16 protein-coding genes are annotated in these 20790 nt (G+C 73.5%); 10 read left to right on the top strand and 6 right to left on the bottom strand.

The annotated features are described in order from the left end of the window. Positions 1-71: 71 nt before the first annotated feature. Positions 72-692 (bottom strand): TetR/AcrR family transcriptional regulator, encoded by a 621-nt coding sequence (locus ESG85_RS18875; RefSeq protein WP_128980766.1) that lies wholly within the window; start codon positions 690-692, stop codon positions 72-74. 510 nt (positions 693-1202) lie between these two features. Here ESG85_RS18875 and ESG85_RS18870 point away from each other — a divergent pair. Both ESG85_RS18870 and ESG85_RS36765 read left to right on the top strand, forming a co-directional pair. After that, complete coding sequence (locus tag ESG85_RS18870; RefSeq protein ID WP_128980764.1) at positions 1203-2678, top strand: aldehyde dehydrogenase family protein; 1476 nt, start codon at positions 1203-1205, stop codon at positions 2676-2678. Between the two features lie 63 nt (positions 2679-2741). After that, a complete protein-coding gene (locus ESG85_RS36765) occupies positions 2742-2987 on the top strand; it encodes a DUF1272 domain-containing protein (protein ID WP_128980762.1) in 246 nt (81 codons plus the stop codon). Between the two features lie 15 nt (positions 2988-3002). Here ESG85_RS36765 and ESG85_RS36650 read toward each other — a convergent pair whose 3' ends face one another. The 4 genes from ESG85_RS36650 to ESG85_RS18845 are packed head-to-tail and all read right to left on the bottom strand — an operon-like array spanning position 3003 to position 6406. Further along, positions 3003-4178, bottom strand: a complete 1176-nt coding sequence (locus tag ESG85_RS36650) for a PucR family transcriptional regulator (RefSeq protein WP_128980760.1) — start codon at positions 4176-4178, stop codon at positions 3003-3005. A gap of 37 nt (positions 4179-4215) precedes the next feature. Beyond that, positions 4216-4788, bottom strand: a complete 573-nt coding sequence (locus ESG85_RS18855) for an NAD(P)H-dependent oxidoreductase (RefSeq protein ID WP_164986270.1) — start codon at positions 4786-4788, stop codon at positions 4216-4218. Further along, entirely contained in the window at positions 4785-5558 is a 774-nt protein-coding gene (locus tag ESG85_RS18850; RefSeq protein ID WP_128980756.1) for a thioesterase II family protein, read from the bottom strand. Before ESG85_RS18850 ends, ESG85_RS18855 begins: the two co-directional genes overlap by 4 nt. Then, complete coding sequence (locus tag ESG85_RS18845; protein ID WP_128980754.1) at positions 5555-6406, bottom strand: alpha/beta fold hydrolase; 852 nt, start codon at positions 6404-6406, stop codon at positions 5555-5557. Before ESG85_RS18845 ends, ESG85_RS18850 begins: the two co-directional genes overlap by 4 nt. An 894-nt stretch (positions 6407-7300) precedes the next feature. Here ESG85_RS18845 and ESG85_RS18840 point away from each other — a divergent pair. From ESG85_RS18840 to ESG85_RS18805, 8 genes are read left to right on the top strand one after another with little or no spacing between them, the layout of a single operon-like run. After that, a complete protein-coding gene (locus ESG85_RS18840) occupies positions 7301-10426 on the top strand; it encodes a non-ribosomal peptide synthetase (protein WP_164986269.1) in 3126 nt (1041 codons plus the stop codon). Further along, positions 10419-13148: a beta-ketoacyl synthase N-terminal-like domain-containing protein gene (locus tag ESG85_RS18835; RefSeq protein WP_128980750.1), complete on the top strand. Its 2730-nt coding sequence runs from the start codon at positions 10419-10421 to the stop codon at positions 13146-13148. The genes ESG85_RS18840 and ESG85_RS18835 overlap by 8 nt, the downstream gene beginning before the upstream one ends. Before the next feature lie 5 nt (positions 13149-13153). Beyond that, complete coding sequence (locus ESG85_RS18830) at positions 13154-14761, top strand: aldehyde dehydrogenase family protein (protein WP_246095152.1); 1608 nt, start codon at positions 13154-13156, stop codon at positions 14759-14761. Continuing rightward, entirely contained in the window at positions 14758-15933 is a 1176-nt protein-coding gene (locus tag ESG85_RS18825; RefSeq protein WP_246095151.1) for an acyl-CoA dehydrogenase family protein, read from the top strand. The genes ESG85_RS18830 and ESG85_RS18825 overlap by 4 nt, the downstream gene beginning before the upstream one ends. Positions 15934-15976: 43 nt before the next feature. Continuing rightward, positions 15977-17251 carry an aspartate aminotransferase family protein gene (locus ESG85_RS18820; protein ID WP_128980748.1) on the top strand — a complete coding sequence of 425 codons (1275 nt, stop codon included), beginning with the start codon at positions 15977-15979 and terminating at the stop codon, positions 17249-17251. A gap of 1 nt (position 17252) precedes the next feature. Continuing rightward, positions 17253-17699, top strand: a complete 447-nt coding sequence (locus ESG85_RS18815; protein ID WP_128980746.1) for a type II toxin-antitoxin system RatA family toxin — start codon at positions 17253-17255, stop codon at positions 17697-17699. Continuing rightward, the gene (locus tag ESG85_RS18810) at positions 17699-18166 is read left to right on the top strand and encodes a hypothetical protein (RefSeq protein ID WP_128980744.1); all 468 of its coding nucleotides are present in this window, start codon (positions 17699-17701) and stop codon (positions 18164-18166) included. Before ESG85_RS18815 ends, ESG85_RS18810 begins: the two co-directional genes overlap by 1 nt. Further along, positions 18163-19158, top strand: coding sequence for a DUF2156 domain-containing protein (locus ESG85_RS18805; RefSeq protein WP_128980742.1), 996 nt, complete (start codon positions 18163-18165; stop codon positions 19156-19158). Before ESG85_RS18810 ends, ESG85_RS18805 begins: the two co-directional genes overlap by 4 nt. A 222-nt stretch (positions 19159-19380) precedes the next feature. On the opposite strand, the gene ESG85_RS18800 is transcribed toward ESG85_RS18805, so the two are convergent. After that, positions 19381-20583 (bottom strand): IS110 family RNA-guided transposase, encoded by a 1203-nt coding sequence (locus ESG85_RS18800; RefSeq protein WP_128980710.1) that lies wholly within the window; start codon positions 20581-20583, stop codon positions 19381-19383. Positions 20584-20790 lie beyond the last annotated feature (207 nt).

The raw sequence follows: 20790 nt of genomic DNA, 5'->3' as shown, positions 1-20790 counted from the left end.
GAAGGGGGCGCGAATGGCAGGATGATGACGTCAACTCGTCAGGAAGCCGCTCCCGTGACCGCCCCTCGGGGTCAGGCCTCCGGAAGCCTCGGGGGTGAGGACATGGTGGCGGTGACCATGCGCTGGATGGCGTCCTCGTCGAAGGCGCCGTCGTAGAAGACGCTGCGGAACATCATCGCGCCCGCCCACATCTCCAGGAGCATGGGAATGTCGGTGCCGGCGGGCAGGTCGCCCCGCTCGATGGCGCGTTCGAGGACCGTGCGGGCCCGGGCGCGCCGGGGTTCGATGATGTCCTCACGCAGGCGCTCGCGCAGCTCGGGGTTGCGGGCGGTGTCCGCGATCAGGGCGGGCAGGATGACCTGGACCTCGGGTGAGCAGAAGAAGTCGGCCAGGGCCTGACGGGCGACGCGCAGGATCTCCTCGGTGGAGTTCCCGGTCTCGTCGACCGGGACGTCCTTGAGCCGGGTGCGGACCGCGTCGAGGACCAGCTCGGCCTTGCCGGGCCAGGACCGGTACAGCGTGGCCTTGCCGACCTTCGCGTCCACCGCCACCTCGCCGATGGTGAGGTTCGCGTATCCCTCCTTCTTCAGGAGTTTGAGCGTGGAGGCGAGGATCCTCTTCCTTGCTTCCAGGTCACGGCGTTGCGGGCCGGACGGGGCCATGACGCTGTGCAGGGTGCGCTTCTCCCCCATACCGGGATCTCCTCTTCTCTCGGGCCGCCTCGGCAGACCGGCTGGTCGGTGGTCACCGGCCCGGTCGCCGGGTCCTCGGGCCCCGGGCCGGTCGGTGTCGCCGTGCGGGGTGTGCGCCGACCGGGGCGATCAGGGCCACGGCGGTGCCACGCGGGCACGGTGGGCCCGGGTGGCGCGCGTCCGCCTCGCCCGGTGCGCCTCCGTCCGCTCGCGCCGGGACCCCGGGGCAGGTGCGGCGCGGCCGGCCGGAGCGCGATTCATGTCAACTCCGCCGGTATCAGAGGACGGTGGGACGGCATCAAGTCTCCAGCACCTCTGGTCAGAACGGATCGTTTCGTTTTAGGCTAGGTCCGTGCCACAGCACTGTCAAGGTGCCGTCCGGCCGGACCGCGAGGAAACGGGGGCTCTCCCCCGTCCCGCGGACACCACGCCGCGGACCCGGCCGGGCTCCGAAGGACACGGTCCGGCCCCGTGGCTTCCCCCGCTCCCTCCGAAAGGCAGAGCACCCCCATGACGGCTATCGACGCGGGCGCCCTCCCGCGGTTCGCCACCCTCGACCCCGTCACCGGCGAGGAGATCGGCACCTTCCCCGTGGACGACGAGCGCAGCGTACGGGAGAAGGTGGACCGGGCCCGGCGGGCGTCCGCGGCCTGGGACCGACTCGGTCACGCCGGACGGCGGCAGCCGCTGCTCGCCTGGCGGCGGGTGATGGCCCGCCGGCTGCCGGAGATCATCGCCCTGATGGAACGCGAGAACGGCAAGGTGAAGGCCGACGCGCTCATCGAGATGACGGCGGCCCTGACCCATCTGGACTGGGCCGCGCGCCACTCCGGCAAGGTCCTCAGGCGACGCCGGGTCCCCTCGGGGCTCCTCATGGCCAATCAGTACGCGACGGTCGAGTACCGGCCGTTCGGCGTGATCGGGGTGATCGGCCCCTGGAACTACCCGGTGCACACCCCGCTCGGCTCCCTCGCCTACGCCCTCGCCGCCGGGAACGCCGTGGTCTTCAAGCCCAGCGAGTACACGCCGGCCATCGGCGCCTGGCTGGCGGACACCTTCGCCGAGGCGGTGCCCGGACACGACGTCCTCGTCCTCGCCACCGGCGACGGCGGCACCGGCGCGGCGTTGTGCACGGCCGGCGTCGACAAGATCGCCTTCACCGGCTCCGCCCGGACCGGCGCCCGCGTGCTGGCCGCCTGCGCCCCGTCCCTCACCCCGGTCCTGCTCGAACTGGGCGGCAAGGACGCCCTCGTGGTCGCCGCCGACGCGGACGTGGACGCGGCGGTCGAGTCGGCGCTGTGGGGCGCGTGCAGCAACGCGGGCCAGTCCTGCGCGGGCATCGAGCGGGTCTACGTCGCCGCCCCGGTGTACGAGCGCTTCCTCGGCCGCTGTGCCGAGCGCGCCCGGGAGCTGCGGGCCGGCACCGACTTCGGACCCGTCACGATGCCGGGGCAGCTGGACGTCATCCGACGGCACATCGACGACGCCCTCGCCCGCGGGGGCCGCGCGGTGGTCGGCGGACCGGAGTCGGTGCGGCCGCCGTACGTCCTCGGGCCGGTCGTCCTCGCCGACGTCCCGGAGGACTCCGCGGCCGTACGGGAGGAGACGTTCGGCCCGGTGCTCGTGGTGAACCGGGTCGCCGACGCGGAGGAGGGCGTGGAACGGGCCAACGCCTCCGCCTACGGCCTCGGCGGCGCCGTCTTCGCCCGCCGCGGCGGACTCCGGCTCGCGGAGCGGATGCGGACCGGGATGGTGAGCGTCAACGACGTCCTCTCCTTCCCCGCCGTGCCGTCGCTGCCTTTCGGCGGACGCGGCGCGTCGGGCTTCGGGCGGATCCACGGCCCGGACGGCCTGCGGGAGTTCACCGTGCCGAAGGCCGTGACGCGCAAGCTGTTCGACGTGCCCCTCACGGTGTCGTCGTACGCGCGCGGCGCCAAGGACATGCAACGGCTCCAGCGACTCGTCACGTTCATCAACTCCCGCTGAACCGGCTGGCGTTCGTGCCAGAAGTCCGGAGCTTCGAGACCGGTCGACCGAAGAGGAGAAGACATGTTGCGGATGCGTCCGCGCTGCATGGGCTGCGCGCAGCCGCTGGCCGGGGACTCCCCGGCGTTCATCTGCAGTTACGAGTGCACCTGGTGCCCGCGCTGCGCCGGGGGTTTCGCCGGGGTGTGCCCCAACTGCGCGGGCGAACTGGTACGCCGGCCGCGCCGTACGACGGGGGCGGCGGCGATCGTCTCGCGGGTGCCCGACCGGATACGGCGCTTCGTGCGCAGGACCGGCGGACCCGCGTGAGCGGACCCGGGGCGCTCAGGCGAGCTCCACGGCCGCCCGTGAGGTGAACAGGCCCGCGTAGGTCCGGCAGTCGAGGCCGGTCAGTTCGTGCCAGCGGTCCAGGCGGTACGTGAGGGTGTTGGCGTGCACGCTCAGGGCCCGGGCGGCCGCCGCCACCGAGAAACCCTGGTCGGCGAACTCCCGTACCGCTTCCGCCAGATGGGGGTTGGAGCGGGCCGTGTCGAGGGCCTCGTCGAGCAGCGGGACGCGCCCGGCGCCGACGTCGGCGACGAGCGCGAAGGGCCAGACGTCGGCGTAGCGGTGGACTCCCGGGCGTCCGCCGCCCGCGCGCAGCGCGCGACGGGCGTCGTCGACGCTCCGCCGGGCCCCCGCGGGGCCGGAGCGGACCAGACCCGCGCCGACCGGCCCGCCGCCGTCCGCCAGGAGCGCGGCCTCGGCCGGGGACGTCGCCTGCCCGCCCTGACCCACGACGACGATCTCGCCGGAGACGCCCAGGACGGCGAACCGTCCGGCCGCCTCCTCCAGGCGTGCCTGGACGGTCCGCAGCCGGACGGCGTCGGCGTCCCGGCGGCTCACCCACAGCTGGAAGTCGCCCTCCGGGTCGAAGCCGAGGCGTTCCAGGGCGGTGTGGAGTTCGCTCTCCGGCACGGCCGGGTCGTCGAGCGCCTCGGCGAGGCGGCGGCCGGCGGCCAGCCGGGCCGTCGAGGCGCCCGCCTGGGCCTCGCGGTGTCCCGCGCCGACCTCGCTGGTGACGTACTGCACCCACAGCATCGTGCGTTCCATGGCGGGCAGCAGATCGCCGAGGTCGTCGCGCTGCGCGAGGGCGTCACCGGTCACCTCCCAGACCGTGCGGAAGGCCACGTAGAAGCTGAGCAGCACGTCCTCGGCCGGCACCGCGTCCGCGGCGCGGCGCGCCCCGTAGGCGCGTGCCGCCTCCCGTTCGGCGTCGGTGGCGGCGGTGCGCCCCTCACCGAGGGCGCGGATGCCGGCCTCGAGGAAGAACCGCACGTGGGCGTCGAGGTCGGCCCGGGGCAGGTCGGCGCGGCGGAAGCCGTCGATCTGCTGGATGATCTCGGCCGTGGCTCTGGCGGCCAGCCGGGCGATGTCGGCCCGCAGGTGGGCGGCCACGGCCGCCGCCGCCGTCCGGCCGGCGTCCGGCCGCTGGTCCGTCGTGGCCAGGTCCACGGTCATGGCCCCCCTCAGATGATCATTTCCCGCTCTCGTGACCCTACCTGTGGCGGAGTGACATCTGACGTCTATATGACACACCTGTGGTGTGAGCTGGGTCGCGCAGCATCCGGGCGAAGCCGTCGACGGCCTCGTCGAGGGCGGGCGGGCCGGACCCGTCCGTGCCACCGAGGTCGCCGGAGGTGAGGCAGCACAGCGGCGCCACCCGCGCCGCACCCATGGAGGCGAGCACGGGTTCGAGGCCGCGCATGAGGAGGGGGCCGTGCCGGGGGTCGTGCGCGGTGGCGAGGGGCAGGACGACCTTGCCGGCGAGCGCGTTCCGGGGCAGCAGGTCGAGGAAGACCTTGAGCAGTCCGGTGAAGGACGCCTTGTGCACGGGCGTGCCGATGACGACGCCGTCGGCGTGCTCCAGCCGCCCGGCCGCCGAGGCGAGGGCCGGATGGCCGGCGTCGCCGCGCACCAGGGCGTCGGCGGGCAGCGGGCGCAGCGCGAGCGGGGTGACGCGCAGGCCGAGGCGGGACAGCCGCGGGGTGACCAGGTCGTCCAGGACGCGCTGGGTGGTGGAGGTGGTGGAGGGGCTGGCGCACAGGGCCAGGACGGCGGGCCCGGTCATCGGGCGGCGGCCGCGGGAACGGCGGCGGTGCGGGCGAGTTCGTTGAGCAGGTAGCCGACGTCCTCGCTCTGCCAGGGGAAGAAGTGGTCGCCGTGCAGGACCCGCATGCCGAGCCACTGCCGGGTGTGGCGTTCCCATGCGCCGACGAGGTGCGAGGGCTGGATGAAGTCGTGGCGTCCGGCGAGAGCGAGGACCGGGACGTCCAGCGGGACCGGCGCGGGGGCGGGGGCGTGGGCGAGGAGTTCGAAGTCGGCCTGGGCGGGGCGCAGGACGAGGTCGCGCATGGTGGGCGATTCGAGGACCTCGGGCGGGGTCTGGCCGAGTTGGCGGATGTGGTCGAGCAGCAGGTTCCTGCGCTCGGCGAGGAGGCCGTTGGCCTTGCGGTCGAGGCGGTCGGCGGGGCACATGGCCGAGACGACGAGGGCGGCCGGCGGCATGCCGCGTTCGCACAGGGCGCGGCAGAGCTCGTAGGCGAGGAGGGCTCCCATGCTGTGGCCGAACAGGATGGTGCGCGGGGACGGCAGCAGGCGGTGCTCGCGGGCGAGTTCGTCGGCGAGGGGGCGGATCACGTCGCCGGACCTGCGGAGCGGTTCCTCCGCGAGGCGCAGTCCGTGGCCGGGCAGTTCGACGGCCTGGAGCTGCACGTTCACCGGCAGGACGGAGGCCCAGGACCGGTAGGCGGAGGCGGTGCCGCCGGCGTACGGCAGGCAGAGGATCCGTGCGTCCGGGCGGCCGGGGACGGAGGACAGGGTGCGCGTCCAGGTGCTCATGAGGGCTCCTTCTTTCCGGCCGGGCCGGAGCGCCCGGCCAGCCGGGTCAGCTCTGCGTGGCCGCGTACCAGGATTCGGCTGTACAGGTCGGGATCGGTCAGACAACTGATGTGGCCGCCGGGTACGAGGGCCAGGCCGGCCGGGGTGCCGTCGGCGCGGACCGCGTCGAGGAAGGCGTGCTCGTCGGCGCGGAACCTGCGGTCCCGGCGGCCGTTCACGAACTGCACGGGCGTGGCGCAGGCGTGGGCGAGGGCGAGGAAGTCGCGGCGGCGGAGGTCGGCGACGACCTCGGGGAAGGTCTCCATGGCCAGGCCGCCGTGGAGGGCGGCGACGGCCGTGTCGTACGGGAGGAGCCGGCGGAACGCGGCTTCGTTGAGCCGCTCGGCACGGGCGGCGCCGATCCGCTCGATCGTCCGGGACATGCGGGTGAACGCGCGGGCCAGGGGGCCGTCGGCGCGTGCCGTGGCGCCGTTGACGAGGAGGCCGGCCGCTCCGCCGTCGCCGAGGGCGCCGTAGGCGAGCGTGGTGTAGCCGCCGAGGGAGACGCCGGCCACCCAGGGGCGGCGGCCGGTGGCGCGGGCGGCCTCGCGGACGGCGGCCCCGACCCGGTCCACGGCGCCTTCGAGGGTGAACGGCCGTCCCCTCAGGGCGCCGTGGCCGGGCAGGTCGCAGGCGGTGAGGCGGAAGCGGGGCGTGAGCCGGACGGTGTACGGCTGCCACGTCCACGCCGACAGGCGGATGCCGTGGACGAGGACGAGCGGCTCGCCGTCCACGGGGCCCGCCGTGTACAGGCCGGGCTCCCCTGCCGCGGGCCGCCAGCCGTCGGCCGGTCGCCGTTCGTCGGACATACGACGCTCCCTGGTTCTCTCGCGGTACGGGCGCGCACGGCGCGCCGGAGGGTCTGCGGAAGGAAGGTGGTGCGTGTGCGGGTGCGCGGGCCTGTGTGCGTGCCCGTGGTGCTGCCGGAGCGTTGGCGTGTGCGGGGCCCGCCGAGGGCGATGCCGCGGTCACTTCCGAAAAGCGGTGCCCGCGTCATGACGCGGAACGTTCTCGTATGCGCCCGGAACACGTCGCGAATTCCGCGCTCCATTCGACTGCGCGGACCGCGCGCGGCGGCCGGGCGTCCTGGGCGAGCACCGGCCGACAGGAAAACCGTCGCCATGGCGCGGTCGCCGACTCGTGCACATTAACTCGCCGGTAACCGGCACGCAACAACCTTTGGCCACAGGTCACCCGAGATCCGCGCCGCCGCCGACGCGCCCCGGATCCCTTCACAGGACCGTCACTTGACGAAGCATCGCGCCACTCCTAGGTTAGAACGCGTCGTCTCGTTCTGAACCAGGGTCGGGCGCCTCCCGGCGCCACCCGCGGAACGACCGTAGGCAGTCCACCGGCACCGGCCCCACCTGGTGCTTCGACTGCGACAGTGCTCAGACGCCACGGGGGATTCACATGATCGAGCGAGCCATCGGGCCCTGCCCGCCAACCACGACGCATCCTGCGCGAGCCCGCCTCTCGGGCACGTCGTGCCACTGACGTCGCGCCCTGCGCCGGAGTGCCGGCGCGACTGACGCGCCGCTTTTCCGGCACCGCATTCCTTTTCGTTCCGGCGGTCGCACACATGCGCCCGGAACCACATTTCCGTACGGAATTCCGCCTGCCTCATGGACGGCGGACATTCAGGCACGCCGATTCGTGCCGTGCACGTCCATGACACCGAAGTCCTGATTGGTGTGGAACCAATGCAGATCGATGCTGTGCACCACCCGGCCACTCCGGCCGAACTCAAACTGTTCGCCCACGCCCTGCTCTCCCCGCAGGACGCTTCCTTCAACCTCGCCGCGGCCTTCCGCATCACCGGCGGGCCCGACGTGCCCCGGCTGCGCCGGGCCCTCGGCCGGCTCGGCGCGGGCATCCGCGCGCTGAACACCACGTTCGAACAGCGTGACGGCGTGGTCCACGCCGTGTACCGGCCCTGCACCGCCGACCCCGACGACCTCGTCCCGGTCACCACCCTGACCGGCGAGGGCGCCGCGACGGTCGTCGACCGCCTGACGGAACTGGCCGACACTCCCCTGCCGCCCGACGCCCCCCGCCAGTACGACTTCCACATCCACCAGGCGGCCGACGCCACCTATGTGTCGATGCTCTTCTCGCACCTGGTCGCGGACGGCTACAGCCACTTCAACCTGGTCCACCTCCTCGGCAGGCTGTACGCCGACCCGGAGGCCGAACTGCCCGACTCCGTACAGGACTCCCCCTCCCTCCTGGTCGAGCCGAAGCCGGCCCGCGAGGAGTCGATCGCCTTCTACCGGGAGCGCCTCGGCCACGCCGACGGTCTGGGCGACGACCGGCTGCTCGGCCACCGCACGGCCGACGGGACGCTGTTCGGCGAGGAGCGCCGGCTCGACCTCGGTCCGGAGCTGAGCGAACTGGTGCGCCGCCGCGCCGAGGAGCTCGGCTGCACGCCGTTCACCTTCTTCCTCTCCGCGTACCTGATGACGTACGCCCGGACCACCGGCGGCCGTCAGCCGGTGGTGGGCATCCCGGTCGCCAACCGCCAGGGGCTCCGCCAGCGCGCCGCGTTCGGCTACTACGTCAACACCCTCCCGCTGGGCTGCGACCTCACCGCCCACCGCACCTTCGCGGACCTGTGCCGCTGGGCCGAGGCGAGCAAGTCCGAGATGCTGCGCCACCAGGGCTTCGACCTGTCGGCCCACGTCCACGAGGTGTGCCCGAAGGCGGCCGGCAGCCCGCTGAGCGTGGACCAGGCGTTCACCTACTACCGGCAGCCGCTCGCCTTCGCCCTCGACGGCTGCGAGGTCGAGCAACTCCCGCTGCGCAGGCGCATGGTGAAGTACCCGATGTCGATGAACGTCGAGGACCTCGGGGACCGCTTCGCCGTCAACGCCGAGTGCTCCGACGAGCACTGGCACACCCGTCCGCTCGAGGTCATGCGCCACGTCGTCACCCTCGTGGCCGCCGACCCCGACCGCCTCCTGACCTCCCTGCCCGCCCTCCCGGCGGACGCCGAACGGGCCCTCGACGCCCTGGTCAACGCCGACGCGCGCCCGGTCGCCGACGACGAACTGCCCGGCTCGCTCGCCGACTGGTTCACCCGCACCGCGGCGGCGCACGCCACGCGCACCGCCGTCGTCCACGAGGGCACCGCGCTCACCTACGGGCTCCTCGACGAGCTGTCCGACAAGGTCGCCGCCGCCCTCGCCGCCCGGGCCACGGGCCCGTACGTCGGCGTCTCCATGCGCCGCGGCCCCGAGCTGATCGCCGTGATCCTCGGCGTGCTCAAGGCCGGCAAGGCGTACGTGCCGCTCGACCCCAACTCCCCCTCCTCGCGCATCGGCCGGATCCTCGACGCCTTCCCGGAGGGGCTCACCGTCGTCGAGGACGAGCACCGCTGGCCCGAGGCCCCCGGACAGTGGCTGGACGCCGCCGCCACGCTCGAGGACCCCACCGGCACCGGCGCGCGCGTCGGCGGCCCGGCGCCCGCGCCGTCCGCCGACGACACCGCGTACGTCATCTTCACCTCGGGCTCCACCGGGAAGCCCAAGGGCGTCCAGGTCACGCACCGGAACGTGATGACGCTGATGCGTGCCTGCGAAGGCCGGTTCGGCTTCGGCCCCGAGGACACCTGGAGCCTGTTCCACAGCTACGCCTTCGACTTCTCCGTCTGGGAGGTCTTCGGCGCCCTGCTGTACGGCGGCCGGCTCGCGATCGTCCCCGAGACCGTCGCCAAGTCCCCCGAGGACTTCCGGGCCTTCCTCGTCCGGGAGCGGGTCACCGTCCTCAACCAGACGCCGTCCGCGTTCGGCCAGCTGCTGAAGGTGCTGCGCCCGGGTGACGGCGGCGAACTCGCCGTCCGGTACGTGGTGTTCGGCGGCGAGGCGCTCCGCTACGCCTCGCTGCGGCCCTGGTACGACGTCATGGGCGACCGGGCCGTGCTGGTCAACATGTACGGCATCACCGAGACGACCGTCCACGTCACCTTCCACGCCGTGACGCAGGAGGAGGCGGCGACCGAGACCGCGTCGCTCATCGGCCGGCCGCTGCCGCACCTCACCGTGCGCGTGGTCGACGAGGACGGGCACGTCTGCCCGCCCGGCGTGCCCGGCGAGATCGTCGTGGGCGGCGCGGGCGTCACCCTCGGCTACCTCGGCCGGCCCGAGCTGACCGCCGAGCGGTTCCCCGTCGTCGACGGACGGCCGCTGTACCGCAGCGGCGACCTCGGTGTCGTCCGCGCCGACGGCACCCTCGTCCACCTCGGCCGCATCGACCAGCAGGTCCAGCTGCGCGGCTTCCGCATCGAGCTCGGCGAGGTCGAGTCGGCGTTCCTCGCGGTCACCGGCGTGCAGGAGTGCGCGGTGCGCCTCGACGAGCGGGACGCGGAGCACCCGGCCCTGGTCGCCTTCGTCACCGGCGCCGAGGTGCCGGCGGAGGAGAAGCTCCGCCACGAGGCGCGGCTGCGGCTCCCGTCGTACATGGTCCCCTCGCGCATCGTCCGCACCGACGCGCTGCCCCTGACCATCAACGGCAAGGTCGACACCGCCGCCCTGCCCTGGCCACAGGCCCGGTCGGCCGCCGCGCGGAGCGCCGGGGCGCAGCAGTCCGGCGGCGACACCGAGGCGGCCGTGCGCGCCGTGTGGACCGAGGTGCTCGGCACCGACGGCTTCGGCGCCGACGACAACTTCTTCGACATCGGCGGCACGTCGATGCACGTGGTCCAGGTGCACCAGCTGCTCGTCCAGGAGCCGGCCGCCGAGGACCTCCAGATGATCGAACTCTTCACCCACACCACCGTGCGCCGGCTCGCCGCGCACATCGAATCGATACGGGGTACGACGCATGAGTGACGGTACGAGGGACGACGCGATCGCGATCGTCGGCATGGCGGGGCGCTTCCCGGGCGCCCCCGGCACCGCCGAGCTGTGGCGGCTCCTCGTCGAGGGCCGCGAGGCCGTCCGCGAGTTCTCCGCGGAGGAGCTGCGCGCGGCCGGTGTCCCGCAGGAGCGGTCCGCCGCCGCGAACTACGTGACCCGGGGCGCGGCCCTGGAAGACGCCGACCTGTTCGACGCCGCCTTCTTCGGCTACACGCAGCGCGACGCCAAGCTGATGGACCCGCAGCACCGGGTCTTCCTCACCTGCGCCTGGGAGGCCCTGGAGGACGCCGGCACCCCGCCGGGCGCCGAGTACGGCCCGATCGGCGTGTTCGCCGGCTCCAGTCTCAGCAGCTACCTGCTCGCGAACGTGCTGCGCTCCGGCGAGTTCGCCGACGCCGCGCTGACCTACCCGGTCCTGCTCGGCAACGACAAGGACTTCCTGGCCACCCGCGTGTCGTACAAGCTGGACCTGCGCGGACCCAGCATGAGCGTGCAGACCGCCTGCTCCAGCTCCCTGACGGCGGTGCAGCTCGCCTGCGCGGCGCTGACCCGCGGCGAGATCAAGGCCGCGCTCGCCGGCGGCGTCAGCATCACCTTCCCGCAGACCGCCGGATACGCCCACCAGGAGGGCGGCATCATGTCCCGCGACGGCCACTGCCGGCCGTTCGACGCGGACGCCTCGGGCACCGTCAAGGGCAACGGCTGCGGTGTCGTCGTCCTCAAGCGGCTCCAGGACGCGCTCGACGAGGGCGACCGCGTCTACGCGGTGGTGCGGGGCATCGCCGTCAACAACGACGGCTCGGACAAGATCGGCTTCACCGCGCCCGGCACCGCCGGCCAGCAGGCCGTCGTCCGCGCCGCCGTGGCCGCCGCCGGGATCGACCCGGCGGACATCGGTTACGTCGAGGCGCACGGCACCGGCACCGCCGTCGGCGACCCGCTGGAGATCTCCTCGCTGGCCGCCGCGCACGCCGCCGTCGGCGGCCCCGCCCCGGACTGTCTCATCGGCAGCGTGAAGGCCAACCTGGGCCACCTGGACGCGGCGGCGGGCGTCACCGGCCTCATCAAGGCCGCGCTCGCGCTGCACCACCAGACGGTGCCGCCGCAGATCAACCACGCGCGGCCCAACGCCCATCTGAACTGGGACAAGCTGCCGTACACGGTCTCCACCGAGGCCGTGCGCTTCACCGACGCCCCGTTGAAGGCGGCTGCCGTCAGCGCGTTCGGTCTCGGCGGCACCAACGCCCACGCCGTGCTCACCGTGCCGCCCGCCCCGGCCGCTCCCGCTCCGGCGGAGGACGGCGTGCGCCACCCGGTGGTGATCAGCGCCCGGACCGTCGACGCGCTGCGGCGCTTGGCCGCCGACCTGGCGCGGCGGATCTCGGACGGTCCCGACGTCCCCGAACTGGCCGACCTGGCCTACACGCTGACGGCCGGCCGGGCTCTGCTGCCCGTACGGCACGGTTTCACCGCCGCCACTCTCGACGAGGCCCGGGCCGAGCTGGAGGCGCTGGCCGCCGGCGCGGCGGCCGACGCCACTCCGCTCACCTGGCAGGGCCCGGCCCGGCGCAAGGTCACCCTGCCCGGCCAGCCGCTCGACCCGCAGCGGTACTGGATCGAGCCCGACGCCCCGCGGGCCGCCGAGCCCGCCGAGGCCGCCGTCCCGGCAGGCCGTGAGACGCCCGCCGCCGACGCCCGGTCGGTCCTGGACCGGGTCATCCTGATCGTCGCGCAGCGCCTGGACGTGCCGGAACTCGAGGCCGACGCCGACTTCTACGACATGGGCGGCGACTCGCTGCTCGCGGTCGAGGTCGTCACGGCGCTCGCCGAGGAGTTCTCCGTCGACCTGGACTTCGACGAGTTCGCCGCCCTGCGCACCCCCGAGCAGATGGCCGCCCGGATCCACGAGGCCCTCACCGGCGGCGAGGACCCGCAGCGGGGTCTGCTCGCCCTGCGCGAGGGCGAGGGCCGGGCCCTGCACCTGGTGCACCCGGCCGGCGGCACCAACGTCGTCTACGCCGGGCTCGTCGAGCACTCCGGCTCCCGCGTGCCGCTGCGCGCCCTGTCGTTCCCGGTCCAGGACCCGCCGGCCACCCTGCGCGAGCTGGCCGCCCTCTACCTGGAGCGCGTCCGGCGCGAGCAGCCCTCCGGCCCCTACCGCCTGGGCGGCTACTCCTTCGGCGGCAACGTCGCCCTGGAGATGGCGCTCCAGCTCCAGGCCGCCGGCGAGGAGGTCGAGACGCTCGTCCTGCTCGACAGCTACCCCCCGGAGACGTACGTCGGCCGGCACCTCACCGACGAGGAGTTCGCCGAGGCGTTCCCGCTGCTCCTCGACGCGGTCGGCGAGAGCCGACTGGACCTGGCGGAGCTGCGCGACAAGAGCTTCTTCCGGATCTGGAAGCACAACTACGACCTCCTCAAGGGCCACTACCCGGACCGCCCGTTCCGCGGCGACATGGTGCTGCTGCGCGCCGACGAGGTGGGCGGCACGCTCGACCTCGACACGGCGCTGCGCATGAACCTGGTCGACAAGTCCCTCTGGCAGGCGCACGTCACCGGCGCGGTGACGGAGGAGAAGGTCTTCGGCGACCACTTCTCCATGTTCGAGCCGGGCGAGCGGATCACCCGGCTGGCCGAGGCGTTCGACTCCGCCGTGGCCCCCTTCGACGCGGCCGACGCGGCCGGGGACCGGTGAGGCGCGTGCACTCCTACGGCTCGTACGTCGCGGGACAGGACGTCCCCTCCGACCGCTGGGTCTACACGGTCCGCGCCTCGGCGATGCTCACGGACATGATGAGCTCCATCCGCCTGAAGCGGGACCTGGAGCAGGGGCGCCTGGCACCCGAGGAGGCGCCGGACTCCGTCATCGGGCGCTGCGCGGTCGGCGACGCGACCGACATGGAGGCGGCGCTGCGCGGCGCCGCCGGCGCGGTGCCCACCTGGGCGGCCACGCCGCTCGCCACCCGCCTCCGGTTCGTGGAGACCGTCCACGAACTCACCCGGAGCAAGCGGGACGAGATCGTCGAACTGCTCATCGCCGAGGGGCACCCGAGGGCGCTGGCCGAGTGGGAGACCACCGGCATCATCGCCAACACGGCCCCCAGCACCCGCGCCTACATCGCGGACCAGCTGGAGCACCGCACGGTCATCGGCCCCCGCGAGCTGATCGTCCGCCGGGTCGCCGACGGCGTGGTGTGCCTCAACCCGCCGCAGAACGCGACCGTCGCCAACTCGGTCCTCGGCGTGTGGGCGCTCGCCGCCGGCAACGCCCTGGTGGTGCGCGCCCCGCTGAGCTCCCCGCTCGGGGTGCTGCGCATCGCGCACGAGCTGCTGATCCCCGCCCTGCGCGAGGTCGGCGCCCCGCCGGAGGCCCTGTCGGTGGTCTGCGCCGAAGCCGGACCGACGATGCGGCAGTGGCTCGACAGCCGGCACGTCGACGACATCATGTACTTCGGCGGCAGCGAGCAGGGGGTCGCCTTCGGCGCCGAGTGCGTGGCCCACGGCAAGAAGCCGGTGCTCGAACTCGCGGGCAACGACACGTGCGTGGTCTGGGACGACGTGGACCTCGACATGGCGGCCGAGGCGCTCGCGGAGGCGTTCTACGGCTCCGGGCAGATCTGCATGGTGCCCAACTGCGCCGTCGTCCACCCGGCGATCGCCGACGCGCTGCTCGAACGGCTGGCCGAGCGGGTGCGCGCCATCCGCCCCGGTCTTCCCGAGGAGCCGGAGGCACTGCTGTCGCCGGTGCGGCGCACCGAGGCGTACGAGGAGGTCCTCCGGGACGCCGTCGAGTTCGGCGCCACCGTCGTGACCGGCGGCCGGCGGCTCGGCCTGGACGGGGTTCCCGACCCGGTCGGCGGGGTGTTCGTGGAGCCGACCGTGGTGCGCGTCGACGGTCTGAAGGCGGCGCGGAACGTGCGGGCCGTCCGCGAGGAGACCTTCTTCCCGCTGCTGCCCGTCGTGGTCGCCGACGACGTTCCCGAGGGCGAACTCCTCGACGCCGTCGTCGACTTCGTGAACACCAACGCGTACGGGCTGCGGAACTCGCTGTGGGCGCGGGACCGCGAGGTCGTCGACGGCTTCGTCCGCGGGGTCCGCAACGGCGGCCTGCTGAAGGTCAACGACTCCCACATCGGCTTCCTGCCCGTCCTGCCCACGCACGGCGGCACCGGTCTGACCGGCGGCCCGTGCGGCGAGGCCAACTATCCGGCGCTGCGCACCAGTCACGTGCAGGGGGTGAGCATCGCCGACGGGATCCGTCCCACCGAGGCGGTGTTCGCCGCGTCGATGCCCGAGGAGGACCGATGACCCCCACCACCAACCCCGCCCCGTACGCGCTGCGTTGCATGGAGTCGGCCCGTGAGGCGTGCGCCAAGGCGCTGCCCGGGCTCGCGGAGGAGCTGCGGGACCTGCCGCTGTCCGAGCTGGAGAGCCCGGGCAGCCCGGCGCTCGCCGCGTTCAAGCGGGCCGGCGGCGCCGGACTCCTCGTGCCCCGCACCTACGGCGGCGGAGGCGCGACCGCGCTGGAGGCCGTACGGGTCTCCCGGGCACTCGGCGCGCTGTCCCCGTCGCTGGCGGTGGCCACGGCGATGCACAACTTCTCCGTGGCGTCCCTGGTCGCCCTGGTCGCGTCCGCCGATGCGAGCGGGCTGGAGTGGATGCTGATCGAGGGCATCGCCCGCGACGCGCTGCTCGTCGCCTCCGGCTTCGCCGAGGGCCGCACGGGCGCCGGAATCCTGGACGCGGCCGTGACGGCCCGCCCGGCGGAGTCGGGGGACGGCTTCGTGGTGAACGGCTCCAAGAAGCCGTGCAGCCTGTCCCGGTCCATGGACCTGCTGACCGCCGGTGTGGCGATCGAACAGCCCGACGGCTCTTCGCAGTTGGGCGTGGCGCTGATCCCGGCCGGCTCGCCCGGCATCACCCGCAGCCCGTTCTGGGGCGTGCCGTACCTGGCGGGCGCGGAGAGCGACGAGGTCGTCCTCGACGACGTGCACGTGCCCGAGGAGCTGATGCTGCGGCCCGAGGTCGAGCTCGGTTCCGGTCTGGACACCCTCCAGACCGTCGGGTTCGTCTGGTTCGAGCTCCTGGTCACCGCCGCGTACACCGGCGCGGTGGGCCGGCTGGCCGAGGCGGCGCTGGGCTCCGGGCGCGGCAGCGCGACGGACCGGGCGGCCGTGCTCGTCGCCGTGGAGGCCGCCGCGGGCCTCGCCGAGAACGTGGCGCGGGTCGTGGACTCCGGCACGGTCGGCAACGACGAGCTGGCCGCGACGCTGGCCGCGCGCTTCGCGGTCCAGGACCTGCTGGTGAAGGCTGCGGACCAGGCGGCGGAGCTGCTGGGCGGCGTCCGTTTCGTCACCTCCCCCGAGGTGGGCCATCTGCTGGCCGTCAGCAGGGTCCTGGCCTTCCACCCGCCGTCCCGGTCGTCGAGCGCCCAGGCGCTGCTCGACCACCACGCCGGCGCACCGCTGCGCATCTCGTGACGGCGCGCCCGTACCCCCGACCGGACCGATCCAGGAGGCACCGATGAGCGGCCGCGAGGCCCTGGTCGACGGCAGGAGCACCGCCGACCTGTACAAGACCCACCTCAGCAGCGGCCGGGGCCGGCTGGGCGAGATGTTCGGCGGTCACGTCGAGGCGTCGTCGTCCGGCTCCCGGGTGGTCACCGAGGAGGGCCGTTCCTTCCTCAACTGCGGTGGCTACGGCGTCTTCCTCACGGGCGCCTGCCATCCGCGCGTGGTCGAGGCGGTGGAGCGCCAGATCCGCACCCACCCGCTGTCCACCCGCATGCTGCTCGACCCGGCCGCCGGGCGGGCGGCCGCCGCGCTGGCCCGGGTCACCCCGCCGGGCCTCGACCGGATGCATTTCTGCGGCTCGGGCGCCGAGGCGGTGGAGGCGGCCCTGAAGCTGGCCCGCAGCCACGGCCGGCACCGGATCGTCGCCATGCGCGACGGCTACCACGGCAAGACGCTGGGGGCGCTGTCCGCGACGGGCAAGGACCTCTACCGCCGCCCGTTCCTGCCCCTGCTGCCCGCCACCACGCACGTGCCGTACGGGGACGCGGCGGCGCTCGCGGAGGCGCTCGGCGACGACGCCTCGGACGCGGTCGTGATCCTGGAGCCCGTGCAGGGCGAGGCCGGTGTGGTGATCCCGCCGGAGGGCTACCTCCGCGAGGTGGGCGAACTGTGCCGCCGGCGGGGCGCGTTCCTCGTCCTGGACGAGGTGATGACCGGTCTCGGCCGGCTCGGCACGTGGTGGGGCGCCGACCGCGAGGGCGTCGTGCCCGACGTGCTGCTGGTCGGCAAGTCGCTCAGCGGCGGCGTGATCCCGGTCGCCGCCGCGGTGGCCACCGAGGAGGCGTTCGCGCCGTTCGACAAGGACCCGTTCATCCACACGTCGACGTTCGCGGCCGCGCCGGTGGCGATGGCCGCGGTGGAGGCGGCGGTGGCGACGATCGACGAGGAGGGTCTCGTCGGCCGCGCCCGCACGCTCGGCGAGCGGATCCTCTCCGCGCTGCGGGCGGCCGTCGCCGACCACTGCCCGCACCTGGTGCGGGAGGTGCGCGGCGCGGGCCTCCTCATCGGCGTCGAGTTCCACGACCCGGGCTTCGCCGGCGAGTTCCTCCTCGAACTCCTGCACGAGAACGTCATCGTCAACCACTCGCTCAACGCCCACGCGGTGGTACGGCTCACGCCGCCGGCCGTCCTCGACGAGGCGGACGTGCAGGAGCTGACGGCCGCGCTGCGCACGGCGGCCCGCACCCTGGGCGAACGCTTCCCCAGCCAGAAGGGAACCTCCTGACATGCGGTCGGTCCACCTGACCCACCACGCGGCGGACGTCACGCCGCGCGACGCCTACGCCCGCATCGGCGACTTCGCCCGCTACCCCGAACTCGTCGACACCGTGCGCCGGGTCTCCGTCCGGCCCGACACCGGCGACGGCGTCATCGGCAGCGACTGGGAGGTCGACTTCCGCAACGGCGTCCTCGCCTGGGAGGAGGAGGACGTCTTCGACGACAGCGCGCTGACGATCTCCTTCCGGCAGACGCGCGGCGACTTCGACACCTTCGACGGCCACTGGCAGGTGACGCCCCAGGGGACGGGCTGCCGGGTCGAGTTCAGCGCCGCGTTCGACTTCGGACTGCCCACGCTGGCCAACATCGTCGACCCGGTGGCCGAGCGGGTGCTGAAGCAGACCATCGGCCACGTCCTGCACGCGCTGATCGGCGGCGAGGAGGTGGCCGCCTGATGGACCCCGTCAACCGGTTCGAGACCCGGACGACGTTCCGGCTGCTGCGCGCCGAGTACCTGGTGGGCATGGTGATCAGCGCCGCCCTGCTGATCGTCCACTGGGACGAGGTCCGCTGGCCCGTCGCCGTCGCCCTGTTCGCGTACATCGACGTCCTGGGCTACCTGCCCGGGGCGCTGGCCCACCGCAGGGCCAGGGGCGGGCCGGTGCCGAAGGCGTACTACGTCCTCTACAACACCATGCACAGCTGGCTCACGGCCGGCACCGTCGTCGCCCTGTGGGCGTGGCTGGTGGGCCCGGAGTGGGCGCTGCTCGCCGTCCCGCTGCACCTGTGCGGCGACCGCGGGCTGCTCGGCAACTTCTTCAAGCCGTTCAGCGTGCCCTTCGAGCCCAAGGTGCACCCGGCGTTCGCCGCCTTCGAGCAGGAGCTGCACGGGCCGGCGACGGCGGGAAGCAGGGCCCGGTGACGGCGCCCGCGGTGACGGACGCCCTGGCGGTCGTCGCGGCCCACGCCGACCACCCGAGCGGGGTGCTCGCCCTCAACACGGGCACGGTCCGCCGGCCCGGCACCGCCGTGCCGGGGTTCGTCGCCTACCGCCGGGGCCGCCGGCACGCCGTCCAGTTCGCCGGGCCGTTCGCGGCCCCGGCGGACCGGGACCGGCTCCTCGGGGAGTTCCTGCGGGAACTGTCCCGAGGACCGGGCCGGACCCCGAGGCTGACGGTGGCCCAGCTCCGCGCGGACGACGTCGCCCGTTACGAGGCGCACGGTTTCCGCGTCAACCAGATCGGCTCCTCGTACAGCATCGACCTGGAGCGGTTCACGACCCGCGGCAAGGCACTGGCGAAGGTTCGGCAGAACGTGTCGCGGGCCCGCCGCGAAGGCGTCGTCGTCACCGAGGAGGACTCCCTCGCGCCCCGGCCGGAGCTGGACGCGCTCGACGCGGCCTGGCTGCGCGCCAAGGGACGGCATGTGAAGGAGCTCGACTTCCTCATCGGCGAGCGAGGCGGGCTCGCGGCGCCGCTGCGGCGCACCTTCGTCGCCCGCGTCGGGGGTCGCGCGGTCGGCTACGTCACGTACTCCCCCGCCTGGGGCACCAGGCCCGGCTATCTGTACGACCTCACGCGCCGATCCCCGGCGGCCCCGGTGGGCACGGTCGAGCTCGTGAACCTGACGGCCCTGGAGCGTTTCCGTGAGGAGGGCACGGGCTGGCTGCACCTGGGCCTGACCCCCTTCGCGGGCCTCTCCGCCGCCCATGCCCCGGCGACGGCGTCCCCGCTGCTCGACCGCGCGCTGCGGCTGATCGCGGAGCACGGCGCGGCGGTGTACCCGGCGCGCACGCAGGAGGCGTTCAAGCTCAAGTGGGCGCCGCACGTGATCGAGCCGGAGTACGCGGCGTTCCAGGGCGGCCCGACGCCGGGCAGCGTCTGGAACCTCATGCGGATCACCAACGCGATCTGAGCCCGAACCCGCGGACCGGGCCGCAGGCGCTTCCCCCCACCCGCACGCCCCCGCGCCCCGCGCCCCGCGCCCCGCGCATCCTGCTCCCCCTCGCCCCCCACACACCCCGCACCCCGTACCCCGCACCCCGCCCACACACCCGCGCCCTCCCCCCACGCGTCTCCCGCCCCCACTCACCACCCTCACCGCCCTCACACCCCATCCGGAGTCTCAATGATGAAGTCAAGCCGCTTGCGCGACCGGCAGCTCGGGGGTGAAGACCCGGTTGTCGCGCAGGAGGGCCCACAGGACGCTGGCTCGTCGGCGGGCCAGGGCGATCACGGCCTGAACGTGCTTGCAGCCCTCGCCGCGCTTCTTGAGGTAGAAGTCTCGGTTCGGTCCCTCGCGGATGATGCTGGTCTGCGCGGACATGTAGAAGACCCTGCGCAGGCGGCGGCTGTAGCGCTTGGGCCGGTGGAGGTTGCCGGTTCGGCGGCCCGAGTCGCGTGGGACTGGCACCAGCCCGGCCGCGGAGGCGAGATGGCCGGCATCCGCGTAGGCCGCAAGGTCACCTGCAGCGACGATGAACTCGGCGCCGAGTATGGGGCCCATGCCGGGCAGGGACTCGATGATCTCGGCTTGCGGGTGGCTGCGGAACGTGTCGCGGATCTGCTTGTCGATCCGCTTGAGCCGGTCGTCCAGGTCCAGGATCTGCGTGGCCAGGTCGGCCACGATCTGGGCGGCGACGTCCTCACCCGGCAGGGCGGTCTGCTGGGCCTGGGCGGCTTCGAGTGCGGTTGCCGCGACGGCGTCGGCGCCGCGCACACTGCGGTTGGCGAGCCAGGCCGTGAGCCGCGCCCGGCCACGTCGGCGGATGGCGGCTGGGGTCTGGTAGCCGGTCAGCAGTACCAGCGCACCTTTGTGGGCGGAGTAGTCGAAGGCCCGTTCCAGGGCGGGGAAGACACCGGTCAGCACGTCGCGGAGTCGGTTGATCATTCGCACCCTGTCGGCCACCAGGTCGGTTCGGTGGGCGGTCAGCAGGGCAAGGTCCGCGGCGAGTTGGGCGGGCACTTCGATGGTGGCGAAGTCCCGGCGGTGGCGGGCGGTTTCCGCGATGACGTAGGCGTCGCGGGCGTCGGTTTCGGCCTCGCCCCGGTAGGCGCCGGACATGCGGTTGACCGTGCGGCCGGGCACGTAGACGGCCTGCTGGCCATGGGCCGCGAGCAGGGCAAGCAACAGCGCGGAGGACGTACCGGAGATGTCCACCGCCCACTGGACTTCGTCGGCCAGCTCCAGGATTTCGCCGAGTGCGGTCAGGATCTCCGACTCGTCGTTGCCGATCTTCTTCGACCACAGAGTCGCGCCGGTTTCGTCGACCACCGCCGCCCAGTGATGGCCCTTACCGGCGTCGATGCCGACCCAGACCCGGGCCCGTCGCTCGTTCACTCGCCCCTCCTCGTTCCGCACGGCGTGCCGTCGGCCCAAGGAACACCCCGCTGTCATCTCCGTAATCAGCGACCGCACAAGGCGCGCACATCTCAATCAGCAGTCAGGGCGCCCCGGAGAACCGGGCGGCCACTCCTGAGAAGCCACTGAAGGCAAGAACCCATAAGCCACACCCGGCCCTCCCGGGCCACCAAACAACTTACGGAG

Origin of the sequence: Streptomyces roseicoloratus (assembly GCF_004117935.1) — a bacterium.
GTDB classification, from domain to species: Bacteria; Actinomycetota; Actinomycetes; order Streptomycetales; family Streptomycetaceae; genus Streptomyces; species Streptomyces roseicoloratus.
The sequence above is the reverse complement of the archived record's forward strand: the minus strand, read 5'-3'. Positions and strand labels throughout refer to the sequence as shown.